General features: G+C 67.0%; 27 protein-coding genes. 15 read left to right on the top strand and 12 right to left on the bottom strand.

Features of this window, described 5'->3' with window-relative positions; all coding sequences use genetic code 11:
- Window positions 1-55: 55 nt before the first annotated feature.
- From CVUC_RS04315 to rpmG, 3 genes are all read left to right on the top strand, one after another.
- A complete protein-coding gene (locus CVUC_RS04315; protein WP_096033798.1) occupies window positions 56-784 on the top strand; it encodes an NUDIX hydrolase in 729 nt (242 codons plus the stop codon).
- 27 nt (window positions 785-811) lie between these two features.
- Window positions 812-1,264, top strand: a complete 453-nt coding sequence (locus CVUC_RS04320) for a DUF6265 family protein (RefSeq protein WP_096033799.1) — start codon at window positions 812-814, stop codon at window positions 1,262-1,264.
- Window positions 1,265-1,345: 81 nt separating this feature from the next.
- A complete protein-coding gene (gene rpmG / locus CVUC_RS04325; protein WP_010920317.1) occupies window positions 1,346-1,513 on the top strand; it encodes a 50S ribosomal protein L33 in 168 nt (55 codons plus the stop codon).
- A 70-nt stretch (window positions 1,514-1,583) separates the two neighbouring features.
- On the opposite strand, the gene CVUC_RS04330 is transcribed toward rpmG, so the two are convergent.
- The 4 genes from CVUC_RS04330 to divK form a co-directional block, all read right to left on the bottom strand.
- Window positions 1,584-1,856, bottom strand: a complete 273-nt coding sequence (locus CVUC_RS04330; protein WP_012640498.1) for a hypothetical protein — start codon at window positions 1,854-1,856, stop codon at window positions 1,584-1,586.
- Between the two features lie 56 nt (window positions 1,857-1,912).
- Window positions 1,913-3,586, bottom strand: coding sequence for an alkaline phosphatase PhoY (phoY, locus tag CVUC_RS04335; RefSeq protein ID WP_145991835.1), 1,674 nt, complete (start codon window positions 3,584-3,586; stop codon window positions 1,913-1,915).
- Window positions 3,587-3,692: 106 nt separating this feature from the next.
- A complete protein-coding gene (locus CVUC_RS04340; protein ID WP_010920320.1) occupies window positions 3,693-5,057 on the bottom strand; it encodes a PleD family two-component system response regulator in 1,365 nt (454 codons plus the stop codon).
- Complete coding sequence (gene divK, locus CVUC_RS04345) at window positions 5,054-5,431, bottom strand: cell-cycle response regulator DivK (RefSeq protein WP_012640499.1); 378 nt, start codon at window positions 5,429-5,431, stop codon at window positions 5,054-5,056. Before divK ends, CVUC_RS04340 begins: the two co-directional genes overlap by 4 nt.
- Before the next feature lie 121 nt (window positions 5,432-5,552).
- On the opposite strand from divK, the gene CVUC_RS04350 reads away from it, so the two are divergent.
- The 7 genes from CVUC_RS04350 (at window position 5,553) to CVUC_RS04380 (ending at window position 11,714) form a co-directional block, all read left to right on the top strand.
- Window positions 5,553-6,200: a hypothetical protein gene (locus CVUC_RS04350; protein ID WP_010920322.1), complete on the top strand. Its 648-nt coding sequence runs from the start codon at window positions 5,553-5,555 to the stop codon at window positions 6,198-6,200.
- On the top strand, window positions 6,197-7,087 hold the full coding sequence (locus CVUC_RS04355; RefSeq protein ID WP_096033801.1) for an ROK family protein: 891 nt from the start codon (window positions 6,197-6,199) through the stop codon (window positions 7,085-7,087). Before CVUC_RS04350 ends, CVUC_RS04355 begins: the two co-directional genes overlap by 4 nt.
- Before the next feature lie 8 nt (window positions 7,088-7,095).
- Window positions 7,096-8,352, top strand: coding sequence for a DNA polymerase IV (locus CVUC_RS04360; protein WP_096033802.1), 1,257 nt, complete (start codon window positions 7,096-7,098; stop codon window positions 8,350-8,352).
- On the top strand, window positions 8,349-8,543 hold the full coding sequence (locus CVUC_RS04365; protein WP_012640500.1) for a hypothetical protein: 195 nt from the start codon (window positions 8,349-8,351) through the stop codon (window positions 8,541-8,543). Before CVUC_RS04360 ends, CVUC_RS04365 begins: the two co-directional genes overlap by 4 nt.
- 26 nt (window positions 8,544-8,569) lie before the next feature.
- The gene (clpS, locus tag CVUC_RS04370; protein ID WP_012640501.1) at window positions 8,570-8,899 is read left to right on the top strand and encodes an ATP-dependent Clp protease adapter ClpS; all 330 of its coding nucleotides are present in this window, start codon (window positions 8,570-8,572) and stop codon (window positions 8,897-8,899) included.
- 13 nt (window positions 8,900-8,912) lie between these two features.
- Window positions 8,913-11,243, top strand: coding sequence for an ATP-dependent Clp protease ATP-binding subunit ClpA (gene clpA / locus CVUC_RS04375; RefSeq protein WP_096033803.1), 2,331 nt, complete (start codon window positions 8,913-8,915; stop codon window positions 11,241-11,243).
- A gap of 108 nt (window positions 11,244-11,351) precedes the next feature.
- Window positions 11,352-11,714 carry a hypothetical protein gene (locus CVUC_RS04380; protein WP_096033804.1) on the top strand — a complete coding sequence of 121 codons (363 nt, stop codon included), beginning with the start codon at window positions 11,352-11,354 and terminating at the stop codon, window positions 11,712-11,714.
- Between the two features lie 52 nt (window positions 11,715-11,766).
- On the opposite strand, the gene CVUC_RS04385 is transcribed toward CVUC_RS04380, so the two are convergent.
- Entirely contained in the window at window positions 11,767-12,207 is a 441-nt protein-coding gene (locus CVUC_RS04385; RefSeq protein WP_096033805.1) for an HIT family protein, read from the bottom strand.
- Between the two features lie 53 nt (window positions 12,208-12,260).
- Between CVUC_RS04385 and CVUC_RS04390 the strand changes: the two genes are divergently transcribed.
- The 3 genes from CVUC_RS04390 to CVUC_RS04400 all read left to right on the top strand — a co-directional run bounded on the left by CVUC_RS04390 (window position 12,261) and on the right by CVUC_RS04400 (window position 15,336).
- On the top strand, window positions 12,261-12,842 hold the full coding sequence (locus tag CVUC_RS04390) for a DUF4287 domain-containing protein (RefSeq protein ID WP_096033806.1): 582 nt from the start codon (window positions 12,261-12,263) through the stop codon (window positions 12,840-12,842).
- A 106-nt stretch (window positions 12,843-12,948) separates the two neighbouring features.
- Window positions 12,949-13,737 carry a thioesterase family protein gene (locus tag CVUC_RS04395; RefSeq protein ID WP_096033807.1) on the top strand — a complete coding sequence of 263 codons (789 nt, stop codon included), beginning with the start codon at window positions 12,949-12,951 and terminating at the stop codon, window positions 13,735-13,737.
- Between the two features lie 12 nt (window positions 13,738-13,749).
- Entirely contained in the window at window positions 13,750-15,336 is a 1,587-nt protein-coding gene (locus CVUC_RS04400; protein WP_164468162.1) for an amidase, read from the top strand.
- On the opposite strand, the gene CVUC_RS04405 is transcribed toward CVUC_RS04400, so the two are convergent.
- The 7 genes from CVUC_RS04405 to CVUC_RS04430 all read right to left on the bottom strand — a co-directional run bounded on the left by CVUC_RS04405 (window position 15,333) and on the right by CVUC_RS04430 (window position 22,227).
- Window positions 15,333-15,827, bottom strand: a complete 495-nt coding sequence (locus tag CVUC_RS04405; RefSeq protein WP_096033809.1) for a YybH family protein — start codon at window positions 15,825-15,827, stop codon at window positions 15,333-15,335. The two genes, CVUC_RS04400 and CVUC_RS04405, sit on opposite strands and share 4 nt — an antisense overlap.
- A complete protein-coding gene (locus tag CVUC_RS19825; RefSeq protein WP_164468164.1) occupies window positions 15,802-15,957 on the bottom strand; it encodes a hypothetical protein in 156 nt (51 codons plus the stop codon). Before CVUC_RS19825 ends, CVUC_RS04405 begins: the two co-directional genes overlap by 26 nt.
- On the bottom strand, window positions 15,951-16,589 hold the full coding sequence (locus CVUC_RS04410) for a hypothetical protein (RefSeq protein WP_096033810.1): 639 nt from the start codon (window positions 16,587-16,589) through the stop codon (window positions 15,951-15,953). Before CVUC_RS04410 ends, CVUC_RS19825 begins: the two co-directional genes overlap by 7 nt.
- Complete coding sequence (locus CVUC_RS04415; protein ID WP_010920334.1) at window positions 16,586-18,010, bottom strand: hypothetical protein; 1,425 nt, start codon at window positions 18,008-18,010, stop codon at window positions 16,586-16,588. Before CVUC_RS04415 ends, CVUC_RS04410 begins: the two co-directional genes overlap by 4 nt.
- Window positions 18,011-19,612, bottom strand: a complete 1,602-nt coding sequence (locus CVUC_RS04420; protein WP_010920335.1) for a tetratricopeptide repeat protein — start codon at window positions 19,610-19,612, stop codon at window positions 18,011-18,013. It abuts the gene before it with no gap.
- A gap of 262 nt (window positions 19,613-19,874) precedes the next feature.
- Window positions 19,875-21,098: an acyl-CoA dehydrogenase family protein gene (locus CVUC_RS04425; RefSeq protein WP_010920336.1), complete on the bottom strand. Its 1,224-nt coding sequence runs from the start codon at window positions 21,096-21,098 to the stop codon at window positions 19,875-19,877.
- 13 nt (window positions 21,099-21,111) lie between these two features.
- Window positions 21,112-22,227 carry an acyl-CoA dehydrogenase family protein gene (locus CVUC_RS04430; protein WP_096033811.1) on the bottom strand — a complete coding sequence of 372 codons (1,116 nt, stop codon included), beginning with the start codon at window positions 22,225-22,227 and terminating at the stop codon, window positions 21,112-21,114.
- Between the two features lie 141 nt (window positions 22,228-22,368).
- Here CVUC_RS04430 and CVUC_RS04435 point away from each other — a divergent pair, with 141 nt between their 5' ends.
- Together CVUC_RS04435 and pepN are read left to right on the top strand one after the other, a co-directional pair.
- The gene (locus CVUC_RS04435) at window positions 22,369-22,920 is read left to right on the top strand and encodes a hypothetical protein (protein WP_012640507.1); all 552 of its coding nucleotides are present in this window, start codon (window positions 22,369-22,371) and stop codon (window positions 22,918-22,920) included.
- Window positions 22,921-23,006: 86 nt separating this feature from the next.
- Entirely contained in the window at window positions 23,007-25,598 is a 2,592-nt protein-coding gene (pepN, locus tag CVUC_RS04440) for an aminopeptidase N (protein ID WP_096033812.1), read from the top strand.
- The last annotated feature ends 87 nt before the right edge of the window (window positions 25,599-25,685 follow it).

The following is a 25,685-nucleotide window of genomic DNA, read 5'->3' on the forward strand; positions in this document are numbered from 1 at the left end:
CAATCAGATCGGAAAGGGCTCTAGGCAGCTGCGCAGATGGGTCTAACCTGAGCGCATGAGCCTGCCGCCCATCGACGCGAAATTCGACACCCTCAACGACGGCGCGACGCGCGAGACGGGCGTGGCGCTCAAGCCCCGGCATGCGGCCACCCTGATCATCGTCCGCACCGACGGCCCCCAGCCGCGCCTTCTGATGGGCCGCCGCAACCGCGGCCACGCCTTCATGCCCGACAAGTGGGTGTTCCCCGGCGGACGCGTGGACCGCACCGACTATGACGCTCCCAGCGCCACCGAGCTGGACGCCGAGGTCACGACACGCCTGGAGTTGGAGCCGCGCCATCCCAAGCCCGCGCGCCTGGCCCGCGCCCTGGCGCTGGCGGCCGTGCGCGAGACCTTCGAGGAGACAGGGCTCCTGCTGGCCAAGCCCGCGCCGGAGCGGCCCGGCGCCGGGCCCTGGCGGCCGTTCCTGGCCCAGGGCGCCCTGCCCGACCTGGAGCCGCTCAGCTTCGTGGCCCGCGCCATCACCCCACCCTATCGTCCCCGCCGCTTCGACGCGCGGTTCTTCATGGCGTCAGCCGAGTCGCTGCTGTCGCTGGACCGCCGTCCCGACTGCGGCGAGCTGGACGAGATCGCCTGGGTCGACTTCCAGGAAGCCATGGCCCTGGACCTGCCCAACATCACCCGCTTCGTGGTGCATGAGATCGGTCAGCGGCTGGCGGAGGCTGGACGTCCGGCGCCGTTCATGCGCTTCCTGAACGGCAAGCGCCATCTGACCCATCTCTAGCTGTCAGGCGCTGTTCGGGAGGTTCGCATGATCGCCGCCCTCATGGCCCTGAGCGTCGTGGCCGCGCCCACCGATATCGACAAGCTGGCCTTCATGGGCGGCTGCTGGACGCTGGTTCGTCCCAACGGCACGAAGATCGAGGAACAGTGGCTGCCCCCGGCCGGCGGCGCGATGATCGGCATGAGCCGCAGCGTGCGCGACGGCAAGATGCGTGAGTTCGAGTTCATGCGCATCGTTCCCGGCGAGGACGGGACGCTGCGCTATGTGGCGATTCCGTTCGGCCAGGCCGAGACGGTCTTCCCCTTGAAGGATCTCGCCGCCAACGCCGTGACCTTCGAGAACCCCAAGAACGGCTTTCCCCAGCGGATTCTCTACCTGCTCGCCGATAGGGACACGCTGGTGGCCCGGATCGAGGGCTCCGTGAACGGCCAGGAGCGCTCGGCGGACTTTCCTTACAAGCGGTGCCCCGCCGGCAATTGACTTTGAGCCGCCGATGAGTATCTTCCGCGCCTCTCATTTCCAACGCGCGGGAACCTGCGCGACCATCGCAGGGATTCGACCATGGCCAAACCGGCTTCCATCAAGATCCGCCTGAACTCGACGGCGGACACCGGCTTCTTCTACGTCACCAAGAAGAACGCCCGCACCAAGACCGAAAAGATGGTGCTGAAGAAGTACGACCCGGTCATCCGCAAGCACGTCGAATTCCGCGAAGGCAAGATCAAGTAAGATCGCTTTCAGCGCTACGACATTGAAACGCCCGGCTAGCGATAGCCGGGCGTTTTGCTTTTGGGCCGCCCTACGGGCTCTCGCCGAACCAAAACCAGCGGAAGAAGGCGAAACCGCCCCGGATCACGGTGACCGTAAGAACCACCGGGCCGACGCAGAGTGCGACGAACGCGGCCAGCACAGCCGCTGTTGACAGACCGCCGGACGGATCACCTTCAAGGCGCGCGCCCAGCCAGAACAATGACACGCAGGCCACTAGGGCCAGCGCCAGCCAGCCGGCCGAATAAGGCCGCCGTCTCGCGCGAAGTCTCGCCCTCATCGAACCCTCCCGCATAGGATGCATACGGGAGGCTGCGCCCCTTGCGTGTGAGAGAGCTTAAAAAGTCGCCCTAACCGCCGTTAGCAACGTTGGCCGTAGACCAGCGGCCGGCACTTGCCGTCGATGTCGGCGGGCGGCGTCACGCCGGTGACCGCCGCGATCGTCGGCGCGATGTCCACCGTGTCCAGCGGCAGTACGCGCTCGTGCGGCGCAGCCCCCTTCCACCAGAACAGGATCGGCACCCGGCGGTCATAGTCCCAGGGGCTGCCGTGGGTGGACACATAGGTCGGGCCGGCGGTCGCCGGCACGCGATCGGGACGGAAGGCTACGACGATGTCGCCCACCCGGCCAGGATAGACGCTGCGACGCAGGCGCTCGGCCAGCGACAGTTCCTCAGGCGAGGCGTCGGCGGGCGCGGGCTGCAGGGTGAGCAAGGCGTTTGAGTCGAAGGCGCCCGCCACAGCCGGATCGCCGATGATCAGCGGCAGAGCGGCGGCGGTGATGCGCGCGCGGTCGATGTCGGACGTCGCCTTGCCGTCAGGGCCGACGACATAGATCTGGTCGAGCCCGCCTTCGGCGTTCAGCGGATCCCAGGACAGGCCCAACTGGGCGCGGACCTGGGCGTTCAGCTTGGCGATCCAGGGCTTGCCGATCACCCGCTCGTAGTCGTAGCCCTCGCCATGCAGGCGTTCGGCCATGTCGGCGCCGCCGTGGTCGGCGCTCAGGGCGACCAGCACGCCGCCCTTCACCTTCTCCAGGCCCTTGAGAAAGGCGCCGAGGCGCTCGTCCAGGCGGGCGATCTGGTCGCACATCTCCGGGCCGCGCGTGCCATAGCGGTGGCCGATATAGTCGGTTGCCGAGAGGCTGATCGCGAGGACATCGACCTGCGGGCCGTCGCCCAGGCCGTAGGCCTCGCGCAGGGCGCTCGCCAGCTCCAAAGTCACCTGATCGGTATACGGGCTGGCGGCGAGATCGCGGCGCTTCTCAGCCTCGGTGGTCGCCGCCGGGATCGGCAGGGCCGCGCGCCACTTGCGGCCACCCGTCTCATAGTCGGCTTCCAGGGCCTTGCAGCGCTTGGCCGAGCCGCCGCCGGTCACCGCGTCCAAGGGGCTCCTGGCGTAGTCCCAGACGAACGGCTGCTTCTTCAAATCCGCCGCCAGCTTGGCGTTGAAGGCCGCGACGGGCTTGAGACGCGCCTCGGCGGTCTGGCCCGGGCGGACATAAGTCGTGAAGCCAAAGCCCGGCTGGTACCAGAACTGCCCATCGGCCGCGTGGCCCGACATGGTGATCGCGCCGCGATCCTTACCCGAGACGCCGAACACGCGGCTGTTGGGCGAGACGGCCTTCAGCCAGTCGCCATAGGTCGTAGCCACCATGTTGGCCGGCGAAACCGCCCGGCCCTTGGGGTCATCGGCCAGGGTGACGCTGGGATCGGCCAGGCAATAGACGGTCTTGCCCGTCGTCTTGTCGTACCAGTCGTTGGCGCTGATGCCGGTCTTGTTGGGATGCTTGCCCGTCAGCAGGGTCGAGTGACCGGGGCAGGTCTCGGTGAAGGCGTGCGACTGATAGCCGTTCGGATAGACGATTCCAGCGCTCAGCTGCTTCAGCCCGCCGGTGAACTCAGGCCGGTGCTGGGCGTAGAGATTGGCGCTGAACTGATCGATCGAGATGACGACCACCAGCTTGGGCGCGGGCTTGGTCGCAGTCGACTGGGCCTGGGCCGCGAAGCCGACAGACACGGCGGCGGCGATCACGCCGCAGGTAAGCATCTTCTTCATGGCCAGCGATGTCGCGCGAAGCCGCCTTTCGCGCAAGAACGGAAGCGTTTCACCGATGCAATATGGGCTGGGCGCCCGCTGCTCAGGCGGCCTTGCCGACCACCGCGTTCCGCCCCGAGGCCTTAGCCTGATAGACGCCTTCGTCAGCGCGCTTGAGCAGGGCTTCGGGCGTATCGCCCTCACCCGCCGTGGCCGAGACGCCGATCGAGATGGTGACGTTCAGCATTTCGCGGCCATGGGCGACCGTGAAGGGCGAGCCGGAGACATGCATCCGGATCCGCTCAGCGATGCGCAGGGCGTCGGCCAGAGCGGTGTCAGGCATGATCACCACGAACTCTTCCCCGCCGTAGCGGCAAGGCAGATCGATGGCGCGGACGTTCGAGGCCAGACGCAAGGCGAACTCGCGCAGCACCTCGTCGCCGATATCGTGACCGAAGGTGTCGTTGATTTTCTTGAAGAAATCGATGTCGATCAGCAGGGCCGAGACCGGGTCGCCGCCCAGGGTCGCGCGCTTGACCAGCGAGTCGAGCTGACCGGTCATGTAGCGGCGATTGTGCAGGCCGGTCAGCTGGTCGGTGACGGCCAGCTCCAGCGAGTGATCCAGGTTGTTGCGCAGATAGTCGGTGTAGCGCTTGCGCTGGATCTGCGTCTTCACGCGCGCCGACAGTTCCTGCGGATCGATCGGGCGCGACAGGATGTCGTTCACGCCGATCTCCAGCGCCTTGACCATGCGGCCACGATCATCGGGATCGACCATGGCCAGCACGGGCAGCTGGCGGGTGCGTTCCTCGGACCGCAGCGCGGCGGTGAAGCGCAGGCCATCGAAGTTCTTGGCCGCGGCGTTGACGATGACCAGGTCGACCGGACCGCCGGCGCTGATCTTGGCCTTCTCAGGGTCGCTCTCGATCACCGGGCGGTGTTCGACGCCTAGCTCGGCGGCGACGCGTTGAGCCTGGCGTTCGTTGTCGTCGACGATCAGCACCCGACCGCCCAGACCGTCCAGGCGCGCGGCGGCGCCGGCGATCACGCCCATGCGGCGGCCCGAGGCCTCGCGCTGACGCAGTTCGTCAATCACCAGCTTGAAGCGGGTCAGGCTGCGCACGCGGGCGAACAGCATGACATCGTCGATCGGCTTGGTGAGAAAGTCCGAAGCGCCTGATTCCAGGCCCTGGATGCGGTCGCCACGCCCGTCGAGCGCGGTGATCAACACGACGGGGATGTGGCGGGTAGTCGGATCGTCCTTCAGCTTACGGCAGACGGTGAAGCCGTCCATGCCGGGCATCATGACGTCCAGCAGAATGATGTCGGGCAGATCGCGCGCGGCCATGGCCAGGGCCGTCGGCCCGTCCATGGCGGTGGAAACCTCATAGTACTCGGCCGTCAGCTTGGCCTCGAGCAGGCGGACATTGGCCTCGATGTCGTCGACGACGAGGATCCGGGCGCTCATGCAGGCTGCCTTTCCAGCAGACGCTTGATGGTCTCGAGGAAGTGCACGACCGAGATCGGCTTGGAGATATAGGCCTCGCAACCGCCCTCGCGGATGCGCTCCTCATCCCCCTTCATGGCGAAAGCGGTCACCGCCACCACAGGAATGTGGGCCAGATCGTCGTCTTCCTTCAGCCACTTGGTGACCTCCAGACCCGAGATTTCGGGCAGCTGGATGTCCATCAGAATCAGGTCTGGCTTGTTTTCGCGGGCAATGGACAGCGCCGACAGACCCTCACGGGTCTGCAGGGTCTCGTAACCCTGGGCTTCGAGCAGATCATGAAAGAGCTTCATGTTCAGCTCGTTATCCTCCACGATGAGGACCTTCTTCGTCATCCTTACCCCGACCATGCGGTCACGTGGCGACGCCTAGGGATTCGCGCCGTCTTCCAGAACCTGATCGCACGGATATCCTTAAGCCCGCGCTAATCGCGTTCAGCCCTAACGATCCGAGCTCATGGAACCGCGTTACTCCGACCTTCAGGCCTGCGTTATCTCACCCACCGCGCCTTTGGTCATCGTCGACGTCGACGAGGTCCTGGCGCAGTTCATGCGCGGGTTTGGCGCCTTCGTCGCCCGTCACGGCTTCGAGCTGCGCGTCGACCGCTTCGCCCTGTTCCAGAACATCTATCGGCCAGGGGAAAGCCAGCACCTGGACATGATCGCCGGCAAGGCCCTGTTCGACGATTTCTTCCGCGACGGGGCGGATGATCTGGACCCCGCGCACGGGGCGGCCGACGCCCTGGCCGACCTGTCGACCCGCGCCGAGGTGGTGATCCTGACCAACGCGCCCGAACACGGCCGCCTGGCGCGGGCCCGCTGGTTGAAGACCCACGGCTTGGACTATCCCCTGATCATCAACAGCGGACCCAAGGGCCCGCCCGCCGCTGATCTGGCGGCGCGCACGTCGGGTCCGGTCGTCTTCATCGACGACCTTTTGCCGCAGCTCGAATCGGTGGCGGAGAGGGCGCCCCAGATCGGACGCTTCCAGATGGTCAGCGATGAGCGCCTGCGCCCCTTCGCCCCGTCCGCGCCCGATCGTCATGCCCGTATCGATGAATGGCCGACCCTGAAGGTCGCCATCGAGGAGCGCCTTTTCCCATGATCCGTTTCGGCGTCGACTTTGGTGGCACCAAGATCGAGGTCGCCGCGCTGAACGCGGCCGGCGACTTTGTGGCGCGTGTGCGCAAGCCCAATCCCGGCAATTACGACGAAGCGCTTGAGGTCGTGGCCGCGCTGGTCGCGGACGCAGAGTCGATGGCCGGCGGCAGCTGCGCGCGGTTGGGTCTGGGCATTCCGGGTTCGATCTCGCCCCGCACCGGCCTGATCCGCAACGCCAACAGCACCTATCTGAACGGCCGCCCGTTCGGCGAGGACCTGGAGACGCGCCTGGCGCGTCCGGTGCGGATCGCCAACGACGCCAACTGCCTGGCTCTGTCCGAAGCCGCCGACGGCGCGGGCGCGGGCGCCTCCGTCGTCTTCGCCGCCATCGTCGGCACCGGCTGCGGCGGCGGAGTCGTGGTCGACGGCAAGATCATCAACGGCCACAACGGGATCGGCGGCGAGTGGGGTCACGCCCCCCTGCCCTGGCCCAAGCCCGAGGAGTATCCGGGTCCGGACTGCTGGTGCGGCCGCAAGGGCTGCCTGGAGACCTGGATCGCCGGCCCCGCCTTCGCCCGCGACGCCGGCTTCGCCAACGGACAGGCGGCGATGCAGGCGATCGGCGAAGGCGACGTGAAGGCCAGCGCGGCGCTGGATCGCTATGTCGACCGCCTGGCCCGCTCCCTGGCCGTGGTCTGCGATCTGATCGACCCCGACGTCATCGTCTTGGGCGGCGGCATGTCGAACGTCGACGCCCTCTACGAGCGCCTGCCCGCCGCCATCGCGCCGCACGTGTTCTCCGACATCTTCGAGACCCCGGTGCGCAAGGCTGTGCACGGCGACAGCTCGGGCGTGCGCGGCGCCGTCTGGCTCTGGCCGCCGGAGGTCTAGCCGCCACCATGAAGTCCCTGTGCCGCGACTGCGGGTGGACCGGCGCGACCAAGGTCGCGCGGTGTCCCGCCTGCGCCTCGCCGCGCACAGTGTTCCATGAAGAGCTGGGGACGCTCTCCATCGCCCATATGGACTGCGACGCCTTCTACGCCTCGGTGGAGAAGCGCGACGACCCGTCCCTGCGCGACCTGCCGGTGATCATCGGCGGCGGCAAGCGGGGGGTGGTCACCACGGCCTGCTACATCGCGAGGATGAGCGGCGCCAAGTCGGCGATGCCGATGTTCAAGGCGCTGAAGCTGTGCCCCGACGCCGTGGTCATCAAGCCCAACTTCGCCAAATACAAGGAAGAGAGCCGGCGCATCCATGAGAAGCTCGACAGGCTCACCCCGCTGATCCAGCCGCTGAGCCTGGATGAGGCGTGGATCGACCTGACGGGCACCGAGCGCCTGCATGGCGCAACCCCCGCCCAGATGCTGGCCAGACTGCAGGCCGAGATCGAGCGCGATATCGGCCTGACCGTTTCGGTGGGCCTGGCCCCCAACAAGTTCCTGGCCAAGATCGCCTCGGAGCTGGACAAGCCGCGCGGCTTTTCGGCCATCGGCGCGGCCGAGGCGCAGGCTTTTCTCGCCAACAAACCGGTCAGCATCCTGCCGGGCGTGGGACCGGCCACCGTCGCCTCCCTGGCCGAGATCGGCCTGCGCACCGTGGGCGACATCGCCGCCGCCGACCTGAAGCTGCTGGCCAATCGCCTGGGCTCGGGCGGCATGCGGCTGCACCGGCTGGCCCACGGCCAGGACAGCCGCATCGTCGATCCCGACCAGGCCCGCAAGACGATCAGCGCCGAGACCACCTTCAACGACGACCTGCACAAGCGCGAGGACCTAGAGGACGAACTCTGGCCGCTCTGCGAAAAAGTCGCCAAGCAGGCCCGCCAGGAAGGCGTCGCCGGCCGCGTGGCGACGTTGAAGCTGCGCACCCCCGACTTCAAGATCCATACCCGCCGCCGCACCCTGGCGGTGCCGACCCAGACGGCTCGCACCCTGTTCCAGGTGGCCCGCGAGCTCCTGTCCGCCGAACCGCGCGGTCTTGCCTACCGCCTGATCGGCGCGGGGCTGACCGAGTTCGTCGACGCCGACACCGCGGGCGCTGACATGTTCGCCGACGAAGAGCGCCGGGCCCTGAAGAGCGAAACCGCCATCGACGCCCTGCGCGGCAAGTTCGGCGCCGCTGCGGTGGTCACCGGTCGCGCGCTCAAGGGGCGGTGACGTCCAGCCTTGCACGAGGCGACCTTGAGCCCCATTTCGACGCTTCACCCTCGGAACCGTTCGCGCGCGGCCTTCGCTCTCCCAAACGTGAAGCCGAAAACCGAGGCGCCCCTGTGCTAAAGCGGCGCAGCGGTGCTTCGGGCTCTTCCAAAGCCGCCGCGTTTCCATATCTAATTCAGGCAGGCGGGTGATTTGCCCGCCGGGAGAGAACAAGTCGATGGCCGAGCGGAAGCAAGGCGGACAAGGCAACGGCGTTGGGTCGTCGGTCGTCACGGAAGTGAAGCCGAAGACGCAAAAGCCTTCGCTCTATCGAGTTCTGATTCTCAACGACGACTACACACCGATGGAGTTCGTCGTCTACGTGCTCGAGCGGTTCTTTAACAAGTCGCGTGAAGACGCTACTCGCATCATGCTGCACGTTCACCAGAACGGTGTCGGTGTCTGCGGTGTCTACACTTACGAAGTCGCAGAAACCAAGGTCGCGCAAGTCATCGACTCGGCGCGACGTCATCAGCACCCCCTGCAGTGCACCATGGAAAAGGACTGAGGAGCCTCCCCCGTTGCCCTCTTTTTCGCGCCCCCTGGAAGAGTCCCTGCACCGCGCCGTCGCGTACGCCAACCAGCGTAAGCACGAGTACGCCACGCTGGAGCACCTTCTGCTTTCCCTGACCGACGACGAGGACGCCGCCGGAGTCATGCGCGCGTGCGACGTCGATCTCGCCGCGCTGAAGAAGAGCCTGTCGAACTATCTCGACGTCGAACTGACCTCGCTGGTCGTCGACGACGAGGAGGACGCCAAGCCGACCGCCGGCTTCCAGCGCGTGATCCAGCGCGCGGTGATCCACGTCCAGTCGTCCGGCCGCGAGGAAGTGACCGGCGCCAATGTGCTGGTGGCCATCTTCTCCGAACGCGAAAGCCACGCCGCCTACTTCCTGCAGGAGCAGGACATGACGCGGTATGACGCGGTGAACTTCATCGCTCACGGTATCGCCAAGAAGGCCGGCGCCTCCGAGCCCAAGAGCGTCAAGGGCGCGAGCACGGGCTCCAACGCCACCGAGGAGGACGGCGACAAGTCGACCACCAAGACCGGCGGCGAGGCGCTCGAAGCCTACTGCGTCGACCTCAACGAGAAGGCCCGCCAGGGCAAGGTCGACCCGCTGATCGGGCGCGCCAACGAGGTCGAGCGCGCAATCCAGATCCTGTGCCGCCGCACCAAGAACAACCCGCTGCTGGTCGGTGATCCGGGCGTGGGCAAGACCGCCATCGCCGAGGGCCTGGCGCGCAAGATCGTCACCCATCAGGTCCCCGAGGTGCTGGAAGGCGCCACCATCTACTCGCTCGACATGGGCGCGCTGCTGGCCGGCACCCGCTATCGCGGCGACTTCGAGGAACGCCTGAAGCAGGTGGTCAAGGAGCTGGAGAACCACCCGAACGCGGTGCTGTTCATCGACGAGATCCACACCGTGATCGGCGCGGGCGCCACCAGCGGCGGGGCGATGGACGCCAGCAATCTGCTGAAGCCCGCCCTGGCCTCGGGCACGCTGCGCTGCATGGGCTCGACCACCTACAAGGAGTTCCGCCAGCACTTCGAGAAGGATCGGGCCCTGGTCCGTCGCTTCCAGAAGATCGACGTCAACGAGCCGACGGTGGAAGACACCATCAAGATCCTCAAGGGTCTGAAGACCTACTACGAGGACTTCCACAAGCTGAAGTACACGGCCGACGCCCTGAAGGTCGCCGTCGAGCTGTCGGCCAAGTACATCACCGACCGCAAGCTGCCCGACAAGGCGATCGACGTGATCGACGAGGCCGGGGCTTCGCAGATGCTGCTGCCCGAGAGCCGCCGCAAGAAGACCATCGGCGTCAAGGAGATCGAAAGCGTCGTCGCCAAGATCGCCCGCATCCCGCCGAAATCGGTCAGCAAGTCCGACACCGAGGCGCTGAAGGAGCTGGAAAGCGATCTGAAGCGCGCCGTGTTCGGTCAGGAAGAGGCCCTGAGCCAGCTGGCCGCCGCCATGAAGCTGGCCCGCGCCGGCCTGCGTGAACCCAACAAGCCGATCGGCTCGTACCTGTTCAGCGGCCCGACCGGCGTTGGCAAGACCGAAGCCGCCAAGCAGCTGGCCCTGACCCTGGGCATCGAGATGCTGCGCTTCGACATGTCGGAATACATGGAGCGCCACACTGTCAGCCGCCTGATCGGCGCGCCTCCCGGTTATGTCGGGTTCGACCAGGGCGGTCAGCTGACCGACGCGGTCGACCAGCACCCGCACGCCGTCGTCCTGCTCGACGAAATCGAGAAGGCGCACGGGGATGTCTACAACATCCTGCTGCAGGTGATGGACAATGGAACGCTCACCGACAGCAACGGCAAGAAGGTCGACTTCCGCAACGTGGTCCTGATCATGACCACCAATGCGGGGGCCTCGGACGCCCAGCGCAACTCGATCGGCTTTGGCCGCAGCAAGGTCGAAGGTGAAGAAGAGGCCGCCCTCAAGCGCCTGTTCACGCCCGAGTTCCGCAACCGCCTGGACGCCGTCGTGGCCTTCAAGCCGCTGAGCGCCGACATCATCCGACAGGTCGTGCAGAAGTTCGTCATGCAGCTGGAGGCCCAGCTGGCCGATCGCAACATCACGATCGAACTGTCCGACGACGCCGCCGACTGGCTGGCCAAGAACGGCTTCGACGAGCTCTACGGCGCGCGTCCGCTGGCTCGGGTCATCCAGGAGCACATCAAAAAGCCCCTGGCCGACGACATCCTGTTCGGACGCCTGGTGCGCGGCGGCCACGTCAAGGTCGTGCTGGTCAATGGCAAGATAGAGTTCGAGATCGACTCCTCGACCGCGCCGAAGGCCGGCAAGGCAGACGAGACCGAACCGGCCATGGCCGAATAGGCCGACTGTCAGCCCTCAAGCGAAAGACCCGGAGCGATCCGGGCCTTTTTGCTGTTCGCTCGCTGGAAAATTGTGGACGAAACGAGAACAAACGGCTAGCGTGTGGTCATGACCACGATCGGCTTCGACACGCTCAGCGCCTCCAAACGGCTTCGTGACGCCGGCATGGACCAGCCCGTGGCGGAGGCCATTGTCGAACTGGTGCAGCAGACGACCATGCTTCCCGACATCAGCGACCTGGCGACCAAGAGCGAACTCGCCGCAACGCGCGCCGATCTCCAGACGACCAAGGCCGAGCTTAAGGCCGACCTGAAAAACGAGATCGCTCTGGTCAGGGCCGACATGGCCTTGATGGAAAGCCGCCTGCGCGTCGATCTCAGTGAAAAGATCCGCCTTCAGGGCTGGGCGATCCTGGGCGGCGTGGCGGTGCTGATGACCATCTCCACCGCCCTGATCAAGCTGACCCCTTAGAGCCTGCCTGGTTTAGATGGAACCATCTAAACCAGATAAACAGGCTATAAAGTCAAACACTTAGCGCCGCGCTGATCTTGTCCGCCAGGGCTTTCAACTCGGCGACATCGGCCATGCCGCCTTCGCCGTGACGCCCAAGCGCCTCGCCCTCGTAACGGGGGATGACGTGGAAGTGCAGGTGAAAGATCGTCTGGCCGGCCGGCGCGCCGTTGAACTGGGTGACGACCACGCCGTCGGGCTTCAGAGCGGCGACCACCGCCTTGGACAGCGTCTGGGTCGCGGCGATCAGGTCGGCCAGCACATCGGGCTCGACCTCGAGAAGGTTACGCGCCTGGCTGACCTTGGAGATCACCAGGGCGTGGCCGCGCGACTGGGGGAAGACGTCCATGAAGGCCAGGACCTTGTCGTCCTCGAACACCTTCACGCTGGGGATCTCGCCCCGGATGATCTTGGCGAAGATGTTGCCCGTGTCGTAGCGTCCGTCGAGGCTCATGACCGTCTCCCTGTGCGGAACGGTGGTAGCAAACGCCAGGGGGCGCGCAAACCATGGACAGCAAGCCCCAGGGCCTGACCGAGCAGCAGCGGAAATGGTTCACCTCGGTTCGCGCCAATCTGGAGCGCGAAACCGGCAAGACCCTGGAGCAATGGGTCGAGATCGTCCGCCGCGAATGCAAAGAAACCAAGCCCAAGGCCCGCACCGACTGGCTGAAGGCCACCTACGGGATCGGCCAGAACCGCGCGGCGACGATCTTCGGCGTAGCCTTCCCGGCCGAAATGGGGTGGGACGACGCGGACGGCCTGCGTGCGGCGCTGTGGACCGATCCGGCCTCGACGGCTGTCCTGGCCGCCCTGGAGGCGGCGATCGCCGACCTGCCCGACGTCGTCACCGGTCAGCGCAAGGCCTTCACCGCCTGGTCGCGCAAGAGCCAGTTCGCCGCCGCCAAGCCGCTCAAGGGCGGCGGCGTCGCGCTGGGCCTCGCGCTGACGCCGGACACCTCCCCGCGCCTCGCCGAACCCCGCAATGAAGGATGGTCCGAACGCCTCAAGGCCAAGTGCGTACTGGCCTCGGCGGGCGATGTCGATGCTGAGCTGGCGTCGCTGCTTAAGGCGGCTTGGGAACGGTCGTAGAATCCCTCCCCCCTTCCCCATCAAGGGAAAGGAAGCACAGCCCTCCGGAGGATTTGCACTGTCCCTCCCTTGACTTCCGTAGCGAAAGAAAACGAACACTGTCGGCATGACGCTCTACACCGACCTCGTCGCGGCCATCGCCTCGACCGAAACCGGCTTTTCCGCCCATGTCTCCGACGACTGGAAGCAAGGCCGCACCACCTATGGCGGCTTGAGCGGCGCCTTGTGCGTCGAGGCCGCCCTGCGAGCCTTTCCCGAGGCCCCTCCTCTGCGCTCGGCGCAATTCGCCTTTGTCGGCCCGGCGGCCGGCGAGTTGGCGATCTCGGTGCGGCCGCTGCGGCAGGGCAAGTCGACGCTGTTCGTCGCCGTCGATCTGATCGGCGAACAGGGCGTGGCCACCCATGGCGTGCTCACCTTCGGCGCGGCGCGGACCTCAGCCATCTCGTACGAAGAAGTCCTCTGCCCGCCCGTGGCGCCGGCCGGCGCCTGCGAGCTGTTCTTCCCCGAAAATCGCCAGGGCGCGCCGCACTTCTCGGCCCAGTTCGAGGTGCGCAAGGCCGGCGGCACGCGCCCCCTCGCCGGAGGTGAACCGGAATACCTGCTGTGGATCCGCCACCGCGATCCGGCCGCGACCTCGATCTCGGCCCTGGTGGCGTTGGCCGACATGCCGCCGCCGCCGGCCATGGCGCTGTTCCCGCAGTTTGGGCCGATCTCGACCATGACCTGGTCGCTGGATATCGTGGGCCTGCCCGAGCCGGACGACGACGGCTGGCGGCTGCTGCGCACCCGCGCCGAGACCATCGGCGACGGCTATTCGACCCAGGAAATGCATCTGTGGGACGCCAAGGGCCGCCCGCTGGTCCTGGCGCGACAGAACGTGGCGATCTTCGTCTGATCACGCACGACTGTGGCGGTTGGCGCTTGGCGAGCGGAGATTTTTGACCCCATGCTCGCGGCCGTCCGGCCGCCGGAGTCGCGGCCGCGTTTGGGGAAACGCTTCATGACCAAGTTCGCCATCCTGGCCGGCGCGGCCGCTATCGCCCTGCTCGCCGGAAACGCCTGCGCCCAGATGTCCGAAGAGGCGACCAAGGCGGCCCTGGCCACGATCCAGCAGCGCAACCCCGTCCTGCGCGCCGTGATCGCCACCAATCCCAACGCCCTGAGCGACGCCCGCGCGCTCGACGCCGAGCGCAAGGCCGGCAAGGTCCGCTCGGCCCTGCACGGCGCGCCGATCCTCTTGAAGGACAATATCGAAAGCGCCGATCCGCTGCCCACCACGGCCGGCTCGCTGGCGCTGAAGGACAACATCACCGGCCGTGACGCGCCGGTGGCCAAGCGCCTGCGCGACGCGGGCCTCGTTATCCTGGGCAAGGCCAACCTGTCGGAGTGGGCCAATATCCGCTCCAACCACTCGATCAGCGGCTGGAGCGCGGTGGGCGGCACGGTGCGCAACCCCTACGCCCTGGACCGCAGCGCCTGCGGCTCGTCCAGCGGCTCAGGCGCGGCGGTGGCGGCGGGCCTGGCGCCGCTGGCCATCGGCACCGAGACCGACGGCTCGATCACCTGCCCCGCGGCGATCAACGGCCTGGTGGGCCTGAAGCCGACCGTGGGCCTCGTTTCGCGCACCCACATCGTGCCCATCAGCCACAGCCAGGATACCGCAGGCCCGATGACCCTGACGGTCGAGGACACGGCCAAGGTGCTGACCATCATCGCCGGCTCCGACCCGACCGATCCGGCGACCAAGGAGGCCGACGCCCGCAAGACCGACTATGCGGCGGGCCTCTCCAAGACCGCGCTGAAGGGCGTCAAGTTGGCCGTGGCCCGGTTCTACACGGGCTACTCGCCCAAGACCGACGCGGTGTTCGAGCGGGCGCTGAAGGACCTGGAGGCCCAGGGCGCGACCCTGATCGACGTCAAGGACTTCGACGAAGGTCCGATCGGCCGCGCCGAGGGCGTGGTGCTCTACACCGAGCTCAAGGCGGACTTAGCCGCCTATCTCGCCTCGACCGATCCCAAGAAGGTCCCCACCCGCACCCTGGCCGACCTGATCGCCTTCAACAAGGCGACCCCGAAGGAGTTCGAATGGTTCGGCCAGGAAAGCTTCGAGCGGGCCGAGAAGACCAAGGGCCTTGAAGATCCCGAGTATCTGAAGGCTCTGGCCGACTCCAAGCGTCTGGCCGGCCCCGAGGGCATCGACAAGATCCTGAAAGACACCGGCGCTGTGGCCATCATCGCCCCGACGACCGGCCCGGCCTGGACCATCGATCCGCTGAACGGCGACAACTACGGCGGCTCCTCGACCACCCTGCCCGCCGTGGCCGGCTATCCGCACCTGACCGTGCCGATGGGCGACGTATCAGGCCTGCCGGTCGGACTGTCGTTCATCGGTCCGGCCTGGAGCGAGAAGCTGCTGCTGAACCTGGGCTACGCCTACGAGCAGGCGACGAAGCACCGCAAGGCGCCGACCTTCAAGGCGACGATCGCGCCCTAGCTGCTGTGATCGGCGATGATGCGCCAGCCGCCGGGCTCCAGGGCCATGATCAGGCTGGTGTATCCCTTGGCCGAGGTCCCGTTGGGATAGGCCAGCGCCCACCGGCCCACGTACAGCGCGTGGGTCGGGTCCAGAAGGCGGAAGTCGACCGATGTGAAGGTCAGGACGCCGCGCTTGGCCGGGTCGCCGAAGTCATACTTGGCCTTGTAGCGGGCCAGCATGGCGGCCTTGCCGCGCACCAGGCCTTCCTCGGTGACGAAGCTGGTCTCGGGGGCGTCCGAATAGCTGGCCATGAAGCGGGCGACATCGCCGGCGTTCCAGCCGGCGGCGCTGTCGGCGATCACGGCTTCCACCGCCCGCTGCTGCGGCGACACCTCGGCGCAGGCCAAGGTCGGCGCAAGCAACAGCGCCAAGATCGACAGGAACTTCAGCATCAGGGCCTCTCCGGCGGACGCACCGCTCCGGTCAGTAGCGCGGCCGGATCGCCTCAATCGGCGGCGGCGGCGGCGTCACCTTGGCGCGGCTGGGGGTCGACGGCGACGGCGGACCATGGGGTCGCGGCGACGCGCAGGCCGTCAGGCCCGCCACGAGGACGCCGACGACCAGCACCGTCCTCAGCATCCGACGAGGCCCGCGCCGACGAAATTACGGTTCGCGCCGACGCCCACGCCGCCGAAGTGCTGGCCCGCAGCGATGCCGACGCCGATCGCGCCGGGCGGGGTGGCCAGGGCCACGCCATAGCCACCGGCGGGGGTGAAGATGCCGAGGCCCGACTTGAAGCAGCGGTTGTCGCCGCGCGGGTCCCAGACCTCGACCTTGCCGTCGGCGCGGGTGAAGGCCCAGCGCTCGCCGCGCTCGTCACGGCCCGAGACAACCAGCTGTCCCGGCCGCGTGGCGTCGACGCCATAGGCCTGGCGGCTGAAGCCGTCGACCGAGCAAGAGGAGACCAGGCCCGGACGGCTCAGATCGCCGGCGAACTGGGCGGCCGAACCCGTCTGGGCGTTGTAGGCCGAAACATCGGTGCCGGTTCCCCGGCCACTGTTGACGAAGACCTGCGTCCCGGTGGCGCTGTCATAGCTCATGATGTCGGGCGCAGCGCCCGTCATCGGCGCACCACAGACCTCGCGTCCACGGCCCGGACCGCCAGGACCGCCCGGACCGCTCTGGGCCCAGGCCTGCGTCGCCACGAGGCTGGACACCGTCGCCAGCGCGCAGAGGGAAACGGCCAGCCGGCTACGAACAGACTTGCTCATCGAGGAGCTCCCCCTTGTTGAGGCGCGGGAACAGGCTCGCCGGCGGGCGGCGGACCGGAAAGCTCGGCCGGCGCCTGGGCGGTGACCCCGGCGGCGATCGCCGGCGCAGGCCAGTAGCTGTCGAAATCCAGTCGAGCGCGGTCACGCGGCGTGCGGTAGAGCTCCGGCGCCTCGAACCACGGGCGGCAGGTCAGCTCGCCGTTGAAGAAGCCCGTGACCAGGGCGCGGCAACCTTCGGGGCGCGCATAGACGCGGTTGTCGACCGCGCGCACCTGACCGCCGGCGTCGGCGTAGATACCCGAGCGCATGACGCCCATGATCTTGTTGTTGGACGCGAACACGATGCCCGACGCGGCATAGATGCCCACATCCACGGCCTCGAGCTCACCCTCGACCACGCGCAGGTTGGCGTTCTCAAGCGTGACGGCCCAGTCGCTGTCGCGGACCACCGGACGCAGCAGCGTCGTCTCGTCGCCGCCGCCGACATAGATGCCGCGCGAGAAGCCGTCGACATACAGGCCGTCGATCTGGACCAGCTGCTGGCGGTTCATGCCGGCGATGATGAAGCCGGCGGAGTTGCGGGTTCGCGAGGAGCCCGTCCAGTCGCCCAGACGCACGACGCGGACGCCGCGCAGGCGGCTGTCGCCAGACGTTTCCAGGGCCGCGCCGATGGCGGTGGCGGCAATCTCGACGTCAGCGGCCATGATCGTGCCGGTCGCCTTGACCACCGGCTGGCGCGTACGGCCGATGAACGTGCTCTGGGCCAGCTCAATGCGGCTCTCGCCCACGTCGAAGGCCGAACCCTCGCCGTCATAGCGGACGGTCACGCCGCGCATCGCGATCTCGGTGGCGCGGCCGACAATGCACGAGGCGGCGCCGGCGCGGGTGGCTTCAATGCCCAGACCGTCCAGAACCACATACCGCACGCCGGGCTGGATCTTGATGCAGGGCTGACCGCTGCCGGCGATCAGGATCGGACGCGTGCGGCTGGGCGAATAGTCGCGCACCACGATGCTGATCGCCTTGGTGATGTTCAGCGAGTCGACGCAGGCGCCGCCATTGGTCGAGGTCAGGGTCAGCACGTCGCCTTCATAGAGGCGATAGAGCGTGTCGGAGATCTGGCCCGGATAGGCGTAGTCGCAGTTGATCTCGCGCGAGACATAGGCGTAGCCGCCATTGTTGTACGGAACAACGCAGCGGCCCTTCGAGCGGATCGTACCCCGCGGACAGGGCTTGGGCCGCACGTCACGCACCTTGCAGCCGTGAGCCAGATTGGGCTGCAGCAGCAGGCCAAAGCAGGGACGGATCTGCTGATCGATCTTGGCGTCCGGCGAGGCGACGGCCAGTTCGGGCGCGGAGGCGACGGCGGCGCCAAGGGTCAAGGCGGCCCAAAGCGCCAGCAGGCGGCTGAGGCGGCGCATCTAGTAATTCCCTTCGTTATACGGACGCCCGCCCCGGTCGGAGCCAGGCTGGTCCTGTCGCGGGTCACGGTCGTCGGCGCGCGGCGCGGCGCGGTAATCGTCTGCGCCATAGATCGGCCGCGGCTGCGGACGCTCGCCCGCCGCACGCGGCGGACGCGAGACCTGCGCCAGCAATTGCTGCAGACGCCAGGCCGAGGGCTTGAAGCCGGCCAGGGCGCCGTCGATCTGGTAAACCACCGCCTTGGCCCGGTCCTGGTCGGCCACGCCCTGCAGACCCAGCGAGAAGAAGGTCGACATGGCGTACTTGGCTTCCGCCGACCCCTGGCGCTCGGCCTCCTCGTACCAGTGATAGGCGCGGGCGTAATCGCGCGGCACGCCGACGCCCTCCGAGTACATCACCGCCAGCACCAACTGGGCCTTGGACGAGCCATTGACCGCCGCGTACTGCACGGCGCGCACCTTCTCGATCGGGGCAAGACGACCGGTGTTCGGACGACCGATCATGCTCTGCAGGGTCTGCACCTCGGTGACGCTGAGCATCTTCTCGTCCAGCACCGCCGTAGGGATCACCCGCAAATAGGCCAGCGACTCGCCAACATGGACGAACGGTAGTTCAGCGATGCGATAGAGCGCCGACTCGCGCGCCTCGCCCGACAGGTCCGCCTCGTCGGAGTGAGGAACGCCAGAGTCCGGCGATTCGGGCGGATAAAACTCGTAGGGCGGAATCCAGCGCTTGGCCTTGGTCTCCACGAACGAGCCGTAGGAAGCGCGCTGCGGCGAGGACCGTTCGAAGTCCTTCAGCATCACATAGGCCGACACGTCGCCGGTCTGCACCGCCAGGTAATTGTAGAGATAGGCGTCGACGTCGTTGCGGCGGAACAGATCCAGGGCCGCCGGCGCGCCAGGCTGGCTGGGCTTGCCGTAGGCCTCGATGGCCTGGAGGTTATCCGAGGGTTCCCCGAACGGGCCGAAATAGCCGTCGTGCATCCGCGCCAGGGTCCGGAACCCGTCAGCGCTCTGGGTCGAGAGGATGTAGATCACGCGGTTGCGGACCTTCTCGCGCTCCTCGGTCGACATGCGCGAGAGCAGGCGGTCCAGCGCGCCATAGGCGCTGCGTCGCTCGAAAGCGCGGCAATCGTCAAAGCGCGAAACCGCCCGCGATTCCTTGCCGCGACGCTCATAGGCGGCGATCGGCGCGTAGCCGCCGGAGTTGGCGAGCGCCATGGCGTACCAGACGGCCGCCTCGACCGGATCTTCCAGGTTCTTGTCGACGGCGCGCTGGCCCTCATAGCGTCGCGCCAGTTCAAGCTGGGCGAAGAAATCGCCTCGGAAGCCACCCTGGCGAAGCGCCCGGATTTCCTGCTGCTGCTGGTTGAACTGCCCCGAGACACCCTGCGCGACCTGCGGACGCGGACAGGCGCTGGCGCGCTTGTGGAACCAGAAGTTGGGGCCGGTGTCACACCCGACGAGCGGAATCACCACCGCTGCGACCACGAGCCCCACAGGCGCTCGGCGCAGCAAAGAGGCGCGGCTGGCGACCAGGCGCCCCGCTGCGTCGCGGAGCGTGCGAAGGCGCGCAATTGCGTCCCCGGCCTCGCGCATGAATCCCCCTTCAGCCGTCGCCGTTAACTATAAAACAACGATCTCTCATGTGCCCGGGATTGGCCACTGTCAAGGTCAGCTCAACCGACCGGGCAATGAAGTCTTCTTCGTGACAGCCAAGGTTCGCTTGGCACGCGAATTTGGGGGATTTTCGCACGTTTCCGCGCAGCGGAAACAACTAGACGAAGTGTCGACGAGCCGCCCACTAACCTAGTCAGCGGGCGACTCGCCTCGTTTCAAGTCGTGTGAAGATTCGACGAAATCAACGTCCGGTCGGCATGTCCTTGAAAGCGACGTCCTTGTCCACGCGAACATCACCCGGCAGACCAAGGACCCGTTCGGCGATGATGTTCTTCAGGATTTCGTCGGTGCCGCCGGCGATCCGCAGGCCCGGAGCCCACATCAGGCTTTGCTGGAAGGCCGCCTCGGCGGGCGCGACCTCGGGATCGGATAGGATGCCGTACTGGTCCTCCATCTCGACCGCCGTATTGGCCAGCTCCTGCAGCTGATTGGCCGAGATGATCTTGCCGATCGAGCTTTCCGGTCCCGGCGTCTGGCCGCGCGACAGTGCGGTCATGGTGCGGAAGCGCGTGAACTTCAGCCCCTCGGACTGCACGTACCAGTCGGCCAGCTTTTCGCGGAACGACTGATCCTTGAGCGAGGGGCCGGTGGGCCCCGCCAGCTCGCGGGCCAGTTTCATGATCTCGCGATAGTTGGGACCCGCCGAACCGCCGACCGCCAGGCGTTCGTTCATCAGCGTGACGAGGGCGACCTTCCAGCCGTCGCCGACCTCACCCAGGCGCTGGCTGTCCTTGACGCGCAGATCGGTGAAATAGACCTCGTTGAACTCGCGCCCGCCCGACATCTGGTGGATCGGCCGGCACTCGACCGCCGGATCCTTCATGTCGATCCAGAACATGGTCAGGCCCTTGTGCTTGGGCACGTCGGGGTCGGTCCGGGTCAGCAGGATGCCGTAGTCGCAATAGTGCGCGCCGGTGGTCCAGACCTTCTGGCCGTTGATGACCCACTCGTCGCCGTCCTTGACGGCGCGGGTGCGCAGGGCGGCGACGTCAGAGCCGCCCGCCGGTTCCGAGAACAGCTGACACCAGATCTCCTCGCCGCGCACGGCGGGGCTGACGAAGCGCTTCTTGGTCTCGCCGTCGGAGAAGGCCATCACCGTGGGCACGCACATGCCCAGGCCGATCGTGAAGTAGCCGTAGCCGAGCCCGGCCTTGGTCTCTTCCTGGCCAAAGATCACCGACTGGATCGGCGTGCCGCCGCCGCCGCCGATCGCGGCGGGCCAGGTGATGCAGGCATAGCCGGCGCTGGCCTTGGTGGCCTGCCATTCCTTGGCGGCGGCCATGTGCTCGGGCGTGTTCGGCTTCAGTTCGCCCCACTTGGCGCGGTGCGCGGCGGCGTTCTCGGCGAGCCAGGCGCGCGCCTTTTCACGATAGGCGGCTTCTTCGGTGGAATCGTTGAAATCCATGATCTTCCGCTCCTTAAGCCGCGTTTTTCTTTTCGAGTTCAGCCACCAGCCGCTCTTTCCAGACCTTCGGCGCCCCAGCCACGAGGCTCAGTTGGCGCGAACGGCGGTAATAGAGGTGGCAATCGACATCCCAGGTGAAGCCCATGCCGCCATGGACCTGGATGTTCTCCTTGCTGGCGAACCAGAAGGCTTCCGAGGCGGCGATGCGCGCGGCCGAGGCGGCGACCGGCAGTTCCGGCGCACCGTCGTTCAGGGCCCAGGCGCCGTAGTAGGCGTTGGAGCGGGCGACCTCGTTCTTGACGTACATGTCGGCCAGCTTGTGCTTGATGGCCTGATAGCCCGCGATGACACGGCCAAAGGCGTAGCGCCCCAGGGCGTACTCCTTGGCCATCTCCAGGCAACGGTCGGCGCCGCCCAGTTGCTCGAACGCCAGCAGTACGGCCGCGCGGTCGAGAATCCCCTGCACGACCTCGAAGCCCGCACCGGCGTCACCGACACGCTCAGCGGGCGCGCCGTCGAACGCGATCTTGGCGACGCCGCGCGTGGGCTCCAGGCTCTTGAGGGTCTCGCGAGACACGCCGGCGCCCTTCAGGTCGACCAGGAAGAGGCCCGGGCGGCCGCCTTCCGAGGCCAGCACCAGCGCGATATCGGCGACATCGCCGTCGGTGACAGGGATCTTCGTCCCGCTGAGCTTGCCGCCCTCGACGCGGCACTGCAGCGTCGCCGGCCCGACGACGCCGGGGCCTTCAGACGTCGCCAGGCAGCCGATGACCTCACCGGCGGCGATGCGCGGCAGGATCGACGCCTTCTGGGCGTCGGACCCGTAGGCCATCAAACCTTCGGCGAGCACATAAACAGTGGAGGCGAAGGGGATCGGCGCCACGGCGCGTCCAAGCTCTTCGGCGATCGCGCACAGTTCGACGCGGCCCAGACCCAGGCCGCCATGTTCTTCGGGGATGCAGGCGCCCAGCCAGCCCTGCTCGGTGACGCCCTTCCAGAGCTTTTGGTCGAACGAGCGGTCGGCGTTGTCGAGCACGCCGCGAACCACGCCGACGTCGCAATGCGCGGCAAGGAACTTGCGCGCCTCCTCCTTCAGGAACTTCTGATCGTCCGAATAGTCGAAATCCACTGGAACCTCCCTGACTGCGCTCTCTGGCGCGTCACACAAGGCACACTGAACGACGTTCACGCGAAGGGAAAGATTGACCCGGCGTCAAGAATTTCAGGTTCTTATGCCTACAGTTTCACAAGCTCGGACCCGTCGCGCGCCATGGCCAAGACCGTCTTCCAGAAGAACCAGCGGGTCTGGGTCGACAGCGTCGGGTGCTGGGCGGTCGTCGAGCGGATCGTCCCCGTCTGGGCCAAGGGTTTCGACGAGCCGGTTCGGGTGACATACGACGTCGGCCTGGGTCGCGAGTTTCAGGCTCAGGAACTGAAGCCCGAGGACAAGGTCGACCCGCAAGAGAGCGGCATGGCGTCGAACTGGCGCGTGCTTCGGGCTCGCAACAAGTGGCAGCAGGAGGGCGACTGCGCCCATCATCCCTATCCGGGGACCTATCCCGTCGTGGTCACCGACCCCAACGACTGGGGCGGCTGGCGGACCCCCGGCGCGGAGTATGATCGCGACCCGTACAAGATGGAGTATCAGGCGCGGCTGATCGCCAGTGCGCCCCGGCTTCAGGCGATCGCCCGTGAAATCCTGACCCTCGTGGCCGACAACCCCGAGGACGCGCCGCCCGCGCTAAGCGCCCTGGCGGAGAAGGTCATGACGGTGGAGCGCTACCTGCAAGAATCGCCGTCGGCGCCGCCCTCCGGCGACTAGGCCGTGTCCTGACGCGTCACCATTAATTCGATCCGGGTCGTCAAGGTCCCCTCGCGAAGGCCAGCCAGCGGGATTAAGTAGGACGAATGCGCACCGACACGCCCCAAGCCGTGAACCTCGCGGACTATCGCCCGTTCCCGTTCGCCATCGAGACCACGCGACTGGTCTTCGACCTGCACCCGACCCGGACACGCGTCAGCGCCGAGCTTTCGGTGCGCAGGACGGGCGGCAAGAACGAACCGCTCGTGCTGAACGGCGAACGGCTGAAGCTGGTGTCGATCGCGATCGACGGCCGCCCGTTGGCTGCGGGCGAGTATGGTGTCGATGCGGAACGTCTGACGATCGCCGAGGCGCCCGACGCCTTTGTGCTGACGACCGAGGTCGAGATCGATCCGTCGTCGAACAAGGCCCTGATGGGCCTCTACATGTCCGGCGGTCGCTTCTGCACCCAGTGCGAAGCCGAAGGGTTCCGCACCATCACCTATTTCCCGGATCGTCCTGACGTGCTGTCGCGCTACAGCGTCCGGATCGAGGCCGACGGCAAGTTCCCGCACTTGCTGAGCAACGGCAATCCTGTGTCTTCGGGCTCGCTGGACGGCGGGCGGCACTTCGCCGAGTGGTCCGACCCGTTCCCCAAGCCAAGCTATCTCTTCGCGCTGGTGGCCGGCGATCTCGACGTCCTGGCCGACAAGTTCATCACGATGAGCGGCCGCGAAGTCGCGTTGCGGGTGTTCGTGGATCCCGGCCAGGCCTCGCGCGCCGCCTATGCGCTGGACAGCCTGAAACGCGCGATGAAATGGGACGAAGAGGCGTTCGGTCGCGAATACGATCTGGATCTCTTCATGATCGTCGCCGTGCGCGACTTCAACTTCGGCGCCATGGAGAACAAGGGGCTGAACATCTTCAACAGCTCGCTGCTCCTGGCCGATCCCCAGACGGCGACCGACCTCGACTATGAGCGGATCGAGGCCGTGGTCGCCCACGAGTACTTCCACAACTGGACCGGCAACCGCATCACCTGCCGCGACTGGTTCCAGCTGTGCCTGAAGGAAGGCTTCACCGTCTTCCGCGACCAGGGCTTCAGCGCCGACATGCGCGGCGCGGCCGTGCAGCGGATCAAGGATGTCCGCGCCCTACGCGCCCGCCAGTTCGCCGAGGACGCCGGTCCCCTCGCCCACCCCGTCCGTCCGTCCAGCTATCTGAAGATCGACAACTTCTACACCGCGACCATCTACGAGAAGGGCGCGGAGATCATCCGGATGCTGAAGGCCATCCTGGGCGCGCCAGCGTTCCGGAAGGGCTGCGACCTCTACTTCCAGCGCCACGATGGCGAAGCGACGACGGTCGAGGCGTTCATCGCCTGCTTCGCTGAGGCGTCCGGCCGTGACCTCTCCGGCTTCTTTGGCTGGTACGAGCAGGCGGGTACGCCGTCGGTGATGATCGAGACGGCCTATGACGCCGCCGCCGGCGCGCTGACCTTGACCCTGACCCAGAGCACGCCCCCGACGCCTGGCCAACCTGACAAGAAGCCGCTACCGATCCCGATCGCCATCGGCCTGCTGGCTGCGGACGGACGCGTTCTTCGCGACACCGAGATCGTGCTTCTCGACCAGGCCCAGATGACGGTCCGTTGGGACAGCATCCCCGAGCCGCCGGTGCTGTCGGCGCTGCGCGGGTTCTCCGCGCCGGTGAACCTGTCGACCGACGCCCGCCCGTCGGATCGCTACGTCCTGTTCGGGTCCGACACTGATCTCTTCAATCGCTGGGAAGCCGGCCAGACCCTGGCGCGGGATCTGATCCTGACGCGTGCGGCCGGCGCACCCGATGAGGTGGGCGAGGAGCGCTACGCCGACGCCCTGGGCCGGGCGCTGGTCGATGACGCCGCCGAGCCGGCCTTCAAGGCCCTGTTGCTGGCGCTGCCCTCCGAGCCCGACCTCGCCCTGATGTTCGAGGCCGCCGATCCCGCCGCCCTGCACGCGGCGCGTGACCATCTTCGCACGCGCATCGCGGTGCACCTCGGCGACCTGTTGCGTCGCCTGCACGGCGAAATGCAGATCAACGGCGAGTTCTCCTCGGACGCGGCCGCAGCCGGTCGTCGAGCGCTGCGCAACGCCTGCGCCGAAGCGCTGTCGGCCGACCCGCACGCCGAGAACCTCGCGCGCCTGCTCGGCCATTTCGGCGCGGCCCGCAACATGACCGACATGATCGGCGGGCTCTATCCGATGGTCGCCATGGGCGGCGTGCCGCGTGAGAAGGCGCTCGAGAGCTTCCACCATGCCTGGCGGACCGAGCCTCTGGTGCTGGACAAGTGGTTCGCGGTGCAGGGCCGCGATCCGAACCCCGATGCGCTGGAACGCGTAATCGCCCTGACCCAGCACCCGGATTTCGAGCCCACCAACCCCAATCGGTTGCGCGCGCTGGTCTCGACCTTCGCCAACTTCAACCCGGCGCGGTTCCACGACCCCAGCGGCGCGGGCTATGCGTTCCTGGCGGACGAGATCCTCAAGGTCGACGCCTTCAACCCGATGACGGCGGCGCGACTGGTCGAGCCTCTGGGCGGGTGGCGTCGTTACAAGCCCGAACTGGGCGACCTGATGCGCGCCCAGCTGGAACGCATCGTGGCCCACCCCAACCTCTCCAAGAACGTCCTGGAACTGGCCAGCAAGGCGCTCGGCTGACGAGTCTTTTGCGATGGTCGGCCACTCGGGATTGCGACCAATAGGCTCAACCGTTCGAAATCCGCCGCTTCGGCGGTGACGCGAACG

It is taken from the genome of Caulobacter vibrioides (assembly GCF_002858865.1).
GTDB classification, from domain to species: Bacteria; Pseudomonadota; Alphaproteobacteria; order Caulobacterales; family Caulobacteraceae; genus Caulobacter; species Caulobacter vibrioides.

Excerpts from the sequence above, each read along its gene's own strand:
- pepN (WP_096033812.1), top strand. The coding sequence starts at position 23,007 with ATGCGCACCGACACGCCCCAAGCCGTGAACCTCGCGGACTATCGCCCG.
- CVUC_RS04410 (WP_096033810.1), bottom strand. The coding sequence starts at position 16,589 with ATGAGCAAGTCTGTTCGTAGCCGGCTGGCCGTTTCCCTCTGCGCGCTG.
- CVUC_RS04390 (WP_096033806.1), top strand. The coding sequence starts at position 12,261 with ATGGACAGCAAGCCCCAGGGCCTGACCGAGCAGCAGCGGAAATGGTTC.
- CVUC_RS04315 (WP_096033798.1), top strand. The coding sequence starts at position 56 with ATGAGCCTGCCGCCCATCGACGCGAAATTCGACACCCTCAACGACGGC.
- CVUC_RS04385 (WP_096033805.1), bottom strand. The coding sequence starts at position 12,207 with ATGAGCCTCGACGGACGCTACGACACGGGCAACATCTTCGCCAAGATC.
- CVUC_RS04350 (WP_010920322.1), top strand. The coding sequence starts at position 5,553 with ATGGAACCGCGTTACTCCGACCTTCAGGCCTGCGTTATCTCACCCACC.
- CVUC_RS04425 (WP_010920336.1), bottom strand. The coding sequence starts at position 21,098 with ATGGATTTCAACGATTCCACCGAAGAAGCCGCCTATCGTGAAAAGGCG.
- CVUC_RS04330 (WP_012640498.1), bottom strand. The coding sequence starts at position 1,856 with ATGCATCCTATGCGGGAGGGTTCGATGAGGGCGAGACTTCGCGCGAGA.
- divK (WP_012640499.1), bottom strand. The coding sequence starts at position 5,431 with ATGACGAAGAAGGTCCTCATCGTGGAGGATAACGAGCTGAACATGAAG.
- rpmG (WP_010920317.1), top strand. The coding sequence starts at position 1,346 with ATGGCCAAACCGGCTTCCATCAAGATCCGCCTGAACTCGACGGCGGAC.
- CVUC_RS19825 (WP_164468164.1), bottom strand. The coding sequence starts at position 15,957 with ATGCTGAGGACGGTGCTGGTCGTCGGCGTCCTCGTGGCGGGCCTGACG.
- CVUC_RS04435 (WP_012640507.1), top strand. The coding sequence starts at position 22,369 with ATGGCCAAGACCGTCTTCCAGAAGAACCAGCGGGTCTGGGTCGACAGC.
- CVUC_RS04380 (WP_096033804.1), top strand. The coding sequence starts at position 11,352 with ATGACCACGATCGGCTTCGACACGCTCAGCGCCTCCAAACGGCTTCGT.
- CVUC_RS04320 (WP_096033799.1), top strand. The coding sequence starts at position 812 with ATGATCGCCGCCCTCATGGCCCTGAGCGTCGTGGCCGCGCCCACCGAT.
- clpS (WP_012640501.1), top strand. The coding sequence starts at position 8,570 with ATGGCCGAGCGGAAGCAAGGCGGACAAGGCAACGGCGTTGGGTCGTCG.
- CVUC_RS04395 (WP_096033807.1), top strand. The coding sequence starts at position 12,949 with ATGACGCTCTACACCGACCTCGTCGCGGCCATCGCCTCGACCGAAACC.
- CVUC_RS04360 (WP_096033802.1), top strand. The coding sequence starts at position 7,096 with ATGAAGTCCCTGTGCCGCGACTGCGGGTGGACCGGCGCGACCAAGGTC.
- CVUC_RS04355 (WP_096033801.1), top strand. The coding sequence starts at position 6,197 with ATGATCCGTTTCGGCGTCGACTTTGGTGGCACCAAGATCGAGGTCGCC.
- CVUC_RS04420 (WP_010920335.1), bottom strand. The coding sequence starts at position 19,612 with ATGCGCGAGGCCGGGGACGCAATTGCGCGCCTTCGCACGCTCCGCGAC.
- CVUC_RS04415 (WP_010920334.1), bottom strand. The coding sequence starts at position 18,010 with ATGCGCCGCCTCAGCCGCCTGCTGGCGCTTTGGGCCGCCTTGACCCTT.
- CVUC_RS04340 (WP_010920320.1), bottom strand. The coding sequence starts at position 5,057 with ATGAGCGCCCGGATCCTCGTCGTCGACGACATCGAGGCCAATGTCCGC.